Raw genomic sequence first — 10,424 nt, forward strand, 5'->3', positions numbered from 1 at the left:
GGGCCGCGTGCACCCGCTCCAGCTGTGGTCCTCCCCCTACGTCTCCGACACCCACGCCGCCACCACCGGGACCGGTCCCCTCGGCCGGGTCGGCAACGCCGACCTCGTACGCGGCATCTCCGACTGCCTGTCCATCAGCCGCGCCGTCGTTGAGACCACGCCGACCGCCGAGGTGTACGAGGCGCTGGCCGCCGCCTGCGCCCGCGCCCTCGACAGCCACCACTGGCTCGGCGAGGAGGACCTGGGCGACCTGCGCACCCCGCTGGACGCCGTACGGGCCACCGCCGAGCAGGTGCTGGAGGAGTTCCGCACCGTACAGACGCTGACCCGGCGGGCCGCCGACGCGCTCGACGCCGCCGCCGAACGGCTCGCCGCGGTGGTGCGCCGGCTGCGCGGCGAGGCACCGCGCGGTGCCGCCGCCTGGGTCGGCGGGCTGAGCGAACTCCGGCAGGCGCAGGGCCACTTGCTGACCCTGAAGGAGATGCGGTACGCCGACACCGCCCGCATCGACGAACTCGCCGCCGGGGCGGAGTCCGACCTCGCCACGTTCGGTCAGCGCGCCGTCGCCTTCCTGGCCCGCGAGGACGCCTTCGCCGACCACCACGACGAGGTCGAACGGCTCGTCGCCGACGCCGGGTCGATCGGCTCCGTCGCCGAGGCGGCCCCGGTCGCCGGCCGGCTCGACGACCTCGCCGGCACCCTGCGCACGGTCACCGAGGTCGTCGCCGGCCTCGACATCGGCGACGCCACCGTGCGCACCTCCGTCCTGGAACGCATCGCCGAGGTGCTGGGCGGCGTCAACCGCGCCCGCGCCCTGCTGGACGCCCGCCGCCGGGAGTTGCGCGACCAGGAGGGACGCGCCGAGTTCGCCGCCGAGTTCGCGCTGCTCGGCCAGGCCGTCACCGGCGCGCTCGCCGCCGCGGACGACCCCGAGGCATGCGACGAGCAACTCGCGTCCATGCTGGTCCGGTTGGAGAACCTGGAGTCCCGGTTCGCCGAGTTCGACGACTTCCTCGGCGAGCTCGCCGACAAGCGCACCGAGGTCTACGAGGCCTTCTCCGGCCGCAGGCAGGGCCTCCTGGACGCCCGCGCCCGCCGCGCCGAACAGCTCGCCGCCTCCGCGGGCCGCGTACTGGAGACGATCGCCCGGCGCGCGGCCGGCCTCGCCGACGCCGACGCCGTCAGCACCTTCTTCGCCTCCGACCCGCTGGTCGCCAAGGCCCGCCGCACCGCCGAGGAACTGCGCGAACTCGGCGACCCGGTAAGGGCGGAGGAGCTGGACGGCCGCCTGAAGTCCGCCCGCCAGGAGGCGGTCCGCGCGCTGCGCGACCGCACCGACCTGTACGCCGACGGCGGCCGCACCATCCGCCTGGGCACCCACCGCTTCGCCGTCACCACCCAGCCCCTCGACCTCACCCTGGTCCCGCACGGCGACGGCCTCGCCTTCGCCCTCACCGGCACCGACTACCGCGCCCCGGTCGCCGACCCGGACTTCGCGGCCACCCGCGCCTTCTGGGACCGCCACCTGCCGTCCGAGTCGCCCGAGGTGTACCGCGCCGAGCACCTGGCCGCCCGCCTGCTGCGCGAGCACGGCCCGGCCGCCCTGGCGGCGGCCGACGACCTGCCCGCCCTGGTGCGCAGGGCCGCGGAGGAGGCGTACGACGAGGGCTACGAACGCGGCGTCCACGACCACGACGCCGTGGCGATCCTGACCGCCCTGCTCCCCCTGCACGAGCAGGCCGGCCCCCTGCGCCACGAACCCGCCGCCCGCGCCGCCGCCCAGCTGTTCTGGGCCCACGGCACCACCCCCGCGGCCCGCGCGACCTGGACCCGCCGGGCGACCTCCCTCGCCCGCGCCCGCGACACCTTCGGCCCGTCGCCGGCGATCGCCGAGCTGGAGGCGGAACTGGCGGGGGCGATCGCGGCCCGGCCGGCCGCCGCCGGGGAGGACGCGGGCGACGACACCCTCGCCCGCGCCGCGGCCTCCTACCTCTTCGAGGAGCTGACGAGCGGCCCCGACGGCTTCGTCGTCAGCGCCGTCACCCGCACCCTGCTCGACAAGTTCCGCCGCACGGTGGGCAGTTCGGCTTACGACGAGGACCTGGCCGCGCTCGACGACCTCGCCGCGCGCCACCAGCTGGCCGGGGCGTGGCTGTCGGCGTACGTCACCTCCACCGGCACCGGGATCTCCGCCGGGGACCTGGCCGAGGCGGTGGCCGCCGAACTCTGCCCCGACCTGCCCCGCTACGAGTCCGAGACGTCCCCGGTGACCACGGTTGAGGGCCTGCTCGGCACCCACCCGCGCCTCACGGGCCGCGCGCTCACCCTGCGGATCGACGAGTTCCTGGCCCGCACGAGCCGCTTCCAGGAGCGGGAGGTCCCGGCCTTCCGCGCCTACCAGCGCCGCCGCACCGCCCTGGTGGACGCCGAGCGCGCCCGGCTTCGCCTGGACGACCACCGTCCGCGCTCCATGGCGGCGTTCGTGCGCAACCGGCTCATCGACGAGGTCTACCTGCCCCTCATCGGCGACAGCCTCGCCCGCCAGCTCGGCACCGCCGGCGAGACCAGGCGCACCGACACCGGCGGCCTGCTGCTGCTCGTCTCGCCGCCCGGCTACGGCAAGACCACGCTCATGGAGTACGTCGCCGACCGCCTCGGCCTGATGCTGGTCAAGGTCAGCGGCCCGGCCCTCGGCCACGCCGTCACCTCGCTGGACCCGGCCGAGGCCCCCGACGCCACCGCCCGCCGGGAGATCGAGAAGATCAACTTCGCGCTGGCGGCGGGCAACAACACGCTGCTGCTCCTGGACGACATCCAGCACACCTCGCCGGAGCTGCTGCAGAAGTTCATCCCGCTGTGCGACGCCACCCGCCGCGTCGACGGCGTGTGGAACGGCGAGGCGCGCACCTACGACCTGCGCGGCAAGCGGTTCGCCGTCTGCATGACCGGCAACCCCTACACCGAGTCAGGCGACCGCTTCCGCGTCCCGGACATGCTCGCCAACCGCGCCGACGTCTGGAACCTCGGCGACGTACTGACCGGCAAGGAGGACGTCTTCGCGCTCAGCTTCCTGGAGAACGCGCTCACCGCGAACCCGGTGCTCGCCCCGCTGGCCGGCCGCGACCGCCGCGACCTGGACCTGCTGCTCCGGCTCGCCGCCGGCGACCCCGCGGCCCGCGCCGACCGGCTCGTCCACCCCTACGCGCCCGCCGAGGTGGAGCAGATCGTCGCCGTGCTGCGCCACCTGCTCACCGCCCGCGAGACGGTCCTCGCGGTCAACGCCGCCTACATCGCCTCCGCGGCCCAGTCCGAGGCGACGCGCACCGAGCCGCCGTTCCGGCTCCAGGGCTCCTACCGCACCATGAACAAGATCGCCCAGCGGCTGCGGCCCGTCATGAACGGCGCCGAACTCTCCGCCGTCCTGGACGACCACTTCACCGCGGAGGCCCAGACCCTCACCACAGGAGCCGAGGCCAACCTGCTGAAACTGGCCGAACTGCGCGGCACCCTGTCCGCCGGGCAGGCCGACCGCTGGGCCGGGCTGAAGTCCGCCCACGCCCGCGCCCAGGCCCTCGGCGGCCCCACCGACGACCCCCTCACCCGGGCGACCGCGGCCCTGGCCCTGCTGGCCGACCGGATGGGCGCCATCGAGGCCGCCCTCACCGGCTCCACCGCCTCCCGGGCCCGGCACGCGGCCGACCACAGGGAGCACAGGGAGCACAGGGAGCACAGGGACCACAGGGAGGAGCAGTGACGACCATGACGGCACTCACGGCGGCGATGACGGAGATGTCGCCCTTCCTGGTCCCGCTCACCACCGCGGCGCTGATCGTGGCGGCCTGCACGACCGTGCTGGTCCGCCGCGACCGCCGCCGGGCCCACGCCTACCGCGGCCCGTGGCTGCCCGGGGACGACTGAGGACGCCCGAGGACGCCCGAGGACGCCTGAACGACGCCGCCCCCGGACACCGGCCGAGCGACCGGTGTCCGGGGGCGGACGAACAGCTGGGGGGGAGGGCGGCGTCAGCGCGCTCGCGCCGGCCGGCCCGTCACCGCGCCCGGGGCGGTGAGCAGCGGGGCCAGCGCGCCGGTGCGCAACCGCCGTACGAGGGACACGGCGAGCAGGCGCGCCGCGAGGACGACGAGCAGGGCGACGGCGGTGCCCACCAGGGCGCCGACGGCGACGTCGTGGGGGTAGTGGGCGCCGACGTACACCCGTGAGGCACCCATCACCGCAGCCGCGAGCAGGGCGATGGACCCGATCCACCGGCTGACGACCAGCAGCGCCACCGCGAAGGCGAAGGCGACCGTGGTGTGGTTGCTGGGGAAGGCGTAGTCGTCCACGGGAGGACACGCCTCGATGAGGAAGTCGTGGGGCAGGGCCCGGCAGGGGCGCGGTTCCTGGAATATGTTCTTGATCCCGCTGTTGGCGACGTACGCGATGACGACGGCGAACGGCGTGGCCAGGACGGCGGCCATGACCGCGTTCCCCTGGTGCCGGGCACGCCACCAGACCATCAGGCCGAAGATCACGAACACGCCCATGCCGAGGGAGGAGTACGTCTCCGCGGGCCCGTTCAGCCAGGGCGTGTGCCGGGCGAACTCGGTGACGTCGGTGTAGAGGCCGCCGGTGATGGCCGCACCGTCGAGCCCCTGGGCGGGCGAGGAGAGAGTCGTCATCTGGTGGATCTCCGGGGCACAGAAGCGGAATCCTCGGTGAAGCCGGGCTGTCCGAGGAGTGAACGTCTACAGATTGGTAGACGGTAGCAGCCGACCACCCGGTTGCCTCGGGCACGGTCGGGCTTGCCCGGGGGGCCACAACTGCTCCGCAGCACACGCGGCGGAGCAGGTGGGGGTCTTTCGGGGGATCGGCTCAGGCCGATCCCTCCGGCCACTGGAGTTTCGCCGTGCGACGACTGTGCTGTATGTCACACGGTGTGTGAGGGCGGGCGAAGGGACTTCCGCGCGCCTGCTGTCAGGCTCCAGGGGGATGTGTGTACGAGATGGTCGAGACCGAACCCAACGGCAGTGCCCTCAAGCCCGACCAGGTCCAGGCGTACATGGACATCGCCACGCGACGCGGCTACGGGGCCGCGATCACCCTGTCGAACGGAGCGTGGAGACCGGCGTGCACCGGTTCTACGACACCGTGGTGGTCCACCTGGACCACCCGGTCACCCACAGAACCGCGCCCGCACAGCGGACCTCGACGAGCTGAGGACAGGCGCCCACCTCTCCGGGTCACCTCTGGTACGGGGCCGCGTGCCGGCCCCGGCCCGGAATGTCGAGTCGTCGGGACATCGCGAGAACGAGTCCGGCCAGGGCCGACCACAGGACGATCACCCCGACAGGGCCGGTCCACATGCCGAACAGTCCGGCCGGAAGGGCGCAGCCCGCGGCGGCGATCGCGAGTTTCCCCCGCAGTACGAGGCGAGCGGGCGCTCCTGTCGCGGCGTAGCCGGGAGCGTGCGCGACCGCGTGCCCTCCGGCGTGGGCGACGAAGAGGCCGGGGGCGACCAGGGCCAGGGCGAGGGCCGTGGTGAACACGGCCTGTCCTTCGGGGGTGTCCTCGGAGTGCTGCGTCACGCCGTCCTTGCCGACTGCGGTCGCGTAGTCCCGCCACACGGTGACGGTGACCACGTCTCCGGCGCGCAGGTGTCTGAGCAGCGGATCGGCTCCTGCCATGGGCAGGTTCCGGGGCACGGGGCCCGGTCCGTCGAGCCGGAGCTCGTACCGCGCGTTCCTGGACTGCTCCTGGATCTCCGTGCCCCGCACGGTGGCCCGGACGGAGCGCAGGCAGTCCTCGGTGACTGCCGCCCCGCAGGGGCGGGCGGCGCGGTAGGCGCGTTCCTCGGCCAGGTCGTCGGGCACCAGGGCCAGGCCGGTGCCGGCGGCGAGGAGCAGAGCGGCGCCGAGCAGTACGGCGCCGGCGCCCCAGCAGCGGTGCCAGAGGGTGCGCAGGCGCAGAGCCCGCCGGTCACCGCGTCCGTACGACATGTCAGGCCCTCCGCCGCACGCGGGAGCCGACCGTGAACACGGCCATCGCGACGACCAGCCCGACCGCGGTCGCCGTGGTGTCGGCGAGCAGGCGGTCCAGATCAGGTCGCAGGCGGTCGACCAGGGCGAACAGGACGACCGAGCCGGTGACCGCGGCCACCGGACCGGCGCCCCAGTGACGGTGCCTGGTGAAGAACCACCGGCCCAGAACGGACACCAAGGGGGCGGCGACCGGCAACTGCCGCTCGCCGAGCCGGTCCAGGACGGCCCACGTCACCGGCTGTCTCACGCTCTCCACGTCGTCTTCCGCCCTCCCTGTCCGCGCCGTCGCGCCGGCGGCGTCGTGCCAACGGCATTGAGCCACACCCGCCCCTCCGCCCGCCATGCCGGCCCCCGGCAGGACCGGGCGGCGTGCCCGTGCCCGACAGCGGCAAGGAAGCCGGGTGCGCGAGTGGTGCCGTTGACACACCGTGGCGCCACGCAGGGGTCATGGCATGCCCGGCGGCGGTGGGCGGGCCGAGCCGGCGGCGGAGCTCCATGACGGTGCCGTCGACGTCGGGGGATCCGGCCCGGGACTCCCGCCCTTGCGGGATGTCACCCGCCTGTTCGTCGTCACCGCCTCCGCCGTCCGGGCTCGGCCATGGGCGTCGCCCTTCCCTCAGCCCGGCGCGTCTCGCCGGAGGCGGCAGTCCGGCGCGGAGAACGTCCCGGTCGGCGCCCCGCACGGCAGGTGTGACGGAGGAGCGGCTCCGTACGCTGAGGCAGTCGGAGTGAGCGGTGACGGCGTCGGATCCGTTGAATCAGTGAGAAACCAGCGCACCGGGACGGACACGGGTATGGGCGACCGACACAGCGACGGCGGCAGCCGCGTGCCCGCCCCCGGCGGCAGTGCGCCGAACACCGAGGGGCTGCGGTCCGCGCTGGGCCGCGCGCTGCGCGCCGAAGTCCTCGACGCCCCCGCCGAACAGCGGGCCCTGGCCGCGTTCCGTGCCGCACGGGACAGCGGGATCCACCGGCAGGCGGACACCGGGAAGAGGACGAGGAGGCGGGACGACTGGCGGCCACGGCGCCGCCCGGGGCGCCGCTCGGTGAAGGCGGCCGTCGCCGTATTCGTCTCCGGCCTGACGCTGAGCGGCGTGGCGGTGGCGGCGATCGGCACACCGGGCAAGGGCGACCACCGGCAGGACGGCGACGACGGCGGCGCGCCACGCCGGCCCTCCACCTCGGCGCCCGCGGCTCCCCCGGCCCCCGCGCCCTCCGCGTCCTCCGCTCCGACGCCGTACGACACCGCGTCCCCCGGCGGCCCCTCCGCCACCCTCTCCGCCACCCTCCCCGCCGTCCCCTCCGCCGTCCCCGCCCCCGGACGTCCGCCGACGGCCAAGGACATCCAGGCCCACTGCCGGGCGTACCCGTCGGTGAAGGGCAGCGGCAAGGCCCTGGAGTCGGCGGCCTGGCAACGCTTCCTCGCGGCCGCCGGCGGCGAGGGCAACGTCGCCGCCTACTGCGCGGAACAACTGAGCCAGGCCCAGCCCGGCGACCCGGGCAAGGCGAAGGGCAGGAGCCAGGGCAACACCACCCGCCCCACCGCCGAGCAGGCCCACCCGTCCCAAGCCGCCGGGAAGGGCAAGGGCTCCTCGGCACGGCAGGAGTGACCCGCAAGGCGCGGACACGCACGGCGACTTGTTCGGTGTTTCCTGTGGTGCCCGGCTTCCCGCTGCAAGGAGTCGGCAGCGTAAGGGCCGTGACCGTCCCTCACCGCCCGAACGCGCCGGCGGAGCGCGGAAGTGGCGCGATCCGGTGTTGCGACCATGCTGCGCCGCGCGCAACCTGTCCTGTGTGGGAGCGCTCCCAGTGCGCTCGCACTCCCCGCCCCGCGCGCACCCCCCACATCTCGCAGTCCCACGTCCACATCCCCACACCGGAAAGAGGGAGACTGTGTTACGCCGTAGGAATTGTCATGAGCAAGGCATTCGCTCGGTCGGCTTCCGTCCGGCCCTCCTGCTGAGCGTGCTCGCCGCACTGCTGATCAGCCTGGCTCCCGGAAGCGGCACCGCCGCGGCCCACGGTTCGGTCGTCAACCCGGCGTCCCGCAACTACGGCTGCTGGCTGCGCTGGGGCAGTGACTTCCAGAACCCGGCCATGGCGCAGCAGGACCCCATGTGCTGGCAGGCGTGGCAGGACAACCGTTCCTAATCAGTGAGCAGGAGTGGGTCTTGGACCCAAACCTGGTCGACTGGCGCATCCCGAACGGTTGTGGATGCACTGGTCACCCGCGTTCGCTCCGCGTCCGGCGACACGGATCGTGTCCGTGGTCCGGGGACGCGGGGGCGGATTTCCTCACGCCCGCGGGTGCCGCGTCCGGCCTGGGCGGTCCGATGCCCCACACGATCGCTCCGGTCGTGTGGGGCGGTGCCGTCCGTCGCCGGATACGGTGCCCGAGAGCGCGTCGCCCGATCGCGACGCTCGCTGCGTCGTGTCGGGTGGTCTTCCTGGTCTTGCTGGTGAGGGGCTTTTGCCAGTGCTCGGCGCCCCAGCGGGAGGTGTAGGCGGGGTCGACGACGACGATGGTGATGCCGAGTTCGGCGGCCATGGACACGAGCCGTGCCCGCAGTCTGGCGACGGGCATGCCGGAGATCAGCTTGCGGAACCGCTTGCGGCGGCCGTGCTTCTCCCGCGTCTTCTCCGCGCCGAAGTCCAGGTCCTCGATCGCGAGGGAGACGCCTTCGCGCCGTGCCCAGTGAAGGAGGCGGGTGAGGGCGTGCCTCACCCGGGCGTCGCGGTAGGTGGCCGGCCCGTCGAGGCCGTAGAGGAATCGGCGGGGCTCACCCGTCGGGTTGCCGTGCTCGTCCAGACGCCACGCTGCGAAGTGGTCGGCGTTGGTGTCCACACCGATGAGCCCGTTCGCCCTGGCCAGGGCCAGGGGAACGGTCTGGACCGGGGGGATCGTCCACGACGCGGTGAGGTACCAGCGGCCCCGGTCCACGTCCAGGTGGATGCGGTGGGCGACGGCACGGTTCGCCGATACGCGGTCGGCCCACTCCTTGCCGCGGTGCCGGAAATCGATCCGGCCGTCGAGCACGTACCGGCCGCGCGGGGCGTTGGCCAGGTGCGCCAGCGGAGCCGGAAGCTTGATGCTGACCTCGCCGTCGGGGCCCACGCGGATGGTCTCGTTCCCGAAACGCTTGCCCGACTCCCCGTCTGCCTGGAGGAACCAGCGTTCGGCCTGCCAGCGCCTGCGCCACTCGTACTCGGTGAGCTGGGCGGCTTCCAGATGGTGCCGGCCTCGAGCCAGTCGCTGCCCGCCCCGCACCACGTGCACGACACCGGCCCCGCGATCGGACCGCTCGCGCTCCAGCCGGTCTTCCAGCACCTGCAGGCGCCGGGTCTTTTGGAACCACTCCTGCTGTGTGCGGTAGCCGCCCGGCGCCCGCTTCGTGCCCTTCTCCCGACCGGCTGGGACAGGCGGTGCGCGATCGTGCGCACCCCGGCCTCAAGGTTGTGGATGTGGGCGAGCTGGGCACGGCGCGCCAGGCCCCACTGGTCGTGGGTGGCCTTCGTGATGCTCCCGGCCCAGCGGGAGGACGACTCCTCGGTCAGGGCCCGCTTGCGCTCCGCCCACTGGCCGCTGTCGTGATCGGTACCCGCCCGGCAACGGGCCCTGAGGTCGGAACAGGCCAGCGAGCCCAGGTGTGCGCCCACCAGGGGCAGCACCTCACGGTCCCGCTGGGACATGCCTTTGATGCTGGTGCGGATCGCTACCCCGGACGGGCCCGGCGCAACGAACGGCGCCTCGATCGCGCGCAGTGCGGAGTCAGCCATGCTCGGCGGCCTCCAAAGCCCTGCGGGCACGGTTCTTCGCCGACCGGCGACCGTACAGGCGGGCACAGAACGAGGTCAGCACCTCCGCCATGTCGCGCACCAGGTCGTCTTCGGCCTCGCCGTCATCGAGGACCACGAGGCGGCGCCCCTGTGCGGACAGGGCGGCTTCGACGAGTTCGGTGTTCATCCGGCCCAGCCGGTCCTTGTGCTCGACCACCACCGTGGTCACGTTCGGATCGGCCAGCAGCCGCCTGGCTTTGGGGCGGGCACCGTTCGTACCGGATGCGATCTCCGCCTCCACGCGCACCACCCGGTGGCCGGCCTGCGCCGCCCACCGGGACAGCCGGGCGACCTGCCGTTCCAGGTCGGTCTTCTGCTCATGGGAGGAGACACGGGCATACAGGCCCAGCCCGCCGATCGCCCCGGGCGCGGCGTTGACCCCCACGTTCACGAGGATCGTGCGCGGGCCGACCCGCTGAGCCGGTACCGGCAGCGTCCCCTCGCGGAACCAGCGATACGCGGTCTGCGGATGCACGCCCTGCGTCTTCGCCCATTCCGTGAGATTCATGCTCTGACAACGACACTCACTCACACATGGTTACGCTCACT

The 10,424-nt window shown here is 73.7% G+C and carries 6 protein-coding genes and 3 pseudogenes; 4 read left to right on the top strand and 5 right to left on the bottom strand.

Translation table 11 applies throughout. The features are described 5' to 3' along the window. Together RH94_RS27035 and RH94_RS40910 are read left to right on the top strand one after the other, a co-directional pair. Window positions 1-3,754, top strand: a pseudogene (locus RH94_RS27035) (DNA repair ATPase); the annotation flags it as partial. Between the two features lie 5 nt (window positions 3,755-3,759). Next, window positions 3,760-3,918, top strand: a complete 159-nt coding sequence (locus tag RH94_RS40910; RefSeq protein ID WP_158073097.1) for a hypothetical protein — start codon at window positions 3,760-3,762, stop codon at window positions 3,916-3,918. Between the two features lie 104 nt (window positions 3,919-4,022). On the opposite strand, the gene RH94_RS27040 is transcribed toward RH94_RS40910, so the two are convergent. The 3 genes from RH94_RS27040 to RH94_RS27050 form a co-directional block, all read right to left on the bottom strand. After that, entirely contained in the window at window positions 4,023-4,679 is a 657-nt protein-coding gene (locus RH94_RS27040) for a phosphatase PAP2 family protein (protein ID WP_073950772.1), read from the bottom strand. 561 nt (window positions 4,680-5,240) lie between these two features. After that, a complete protein-coding gene (locus RH94_RS27045; protein ID WP_073950773.1) occupies window positions 5,241-5,996 on the bottom strand; it encodes a hypothetical protein in 756 nt (251 codons plus the stop codon). A gap of 1 nt (window position 5,997) precedes the next feature. Continuing rightward, window positions 5,998-6,294, bottom strand: coding sequence for a hypothetical protein (locus RH94_RS27050; protein WP_143204082.1), 297 nt, complete (start codon window positions 6,292-6,294; stop codon window positions 5,998-6,000). A gap of 538 nt (window positions 6,295-6,832) precedes the next feature. On the opposite strand from RH94_RS27050, the gene RH94_RS27055 reads away from it, so the two are divergent. Then, the gene (locus RH94_RS27055) at window positions 6,833-7,648 is read left to right on the top strand and encodes a hypothetical protein (RefSeq protein ID WP_073950775.1); all 816 of its coding nucleotides are present in this window, start codon (window positions 6,833-6,835) and stop codon (window positions 7,646-7,648) included. 283 nt (window positions 7,649-7,931) lie between these two features. Beyond that, window positions 7,932-8,180: pseudogene (locus tag RH94_RS27060) on the top strand (lytic polysaccharide monooxygenase); the annotation flags it as partial. A 5-nt stretch (window positions 8,181-8,185) separates the two neighbouring features. On the opposite strand, the pseudogene RH94_RS27065 reads toward RH94_RS27060, so the two are convergent. Together RH94_RS27065 and RH94_RS27070 are read right to left on the bottom strand one after the other, a co-directional pair. Then, window positions 8,186-9,815 (bottom strand): annotated as a pseudogene (locus tag RH94_RS27065) (IS200/IS605 family accessory protein TnpB-related protein). Further along, a complete protein-coding gene (locus RH94_RS27070; protein WP_073948455.1) occupies window positions 9,808-10,383 on the bottom strand; it encodes an IS607 family transposase in 576 nt (191 codons plus the stop codon). Before RH94_RS27070 ends, RH94_RS27065 begins: the two are co-directional and overlap by 8 nt. Window positions 10,384-10,424 lie beyond the last annotated feature (41 nt).

The organism is Streptomyces kebangsaanensis (genome assembly GCF_001906585.1).
In the GTDB taxonomy this organism is placed as follows: domain Bacteria; phylum Actinomycetota; class Actinomycetes; order Streptomycetales; family Streptomycetaceae; genus Streptomyces; species Streptomyces kebangsaanensis.

Coding starts and splice junctions, on each gene's coding strand:
- RH94_RS40910 (WP_158073097.1), top strand. CDS start 3,760: ATGACGGCACTCACGGCGGCGATGACGGAGATGTCGCCCTTCCTGGTC.
- RH94_RS27040 (WP_073950772.1), bottom strand. CDS start 4,679: ATGACGACTCTCTCCTCGCCCGCCCAGGGGCTCGACGGTGCGGCCATC.
- RH94_RS27055 (WP_073950775.1), top strand. CDS start 6,833: ATGGGCGACCGACACAGCGACGGCGGCAGCCGCGTGCCCGCCCCCGGC.
- RH94_RS27070 (WP_073948455.1), bottom strand. CDS start 10,383: ATGAATCTCACGGAATGGGCGAAGACGCAGGGCGTGCATCCGCAGACC.
- RH94_RS27045 (WP_073950773.1), bottom strand. CDS start 5,996: ATGTCGTACGGACGCGGTGACCGGCGGGCTCTGCGCCTGCGCACCCTC.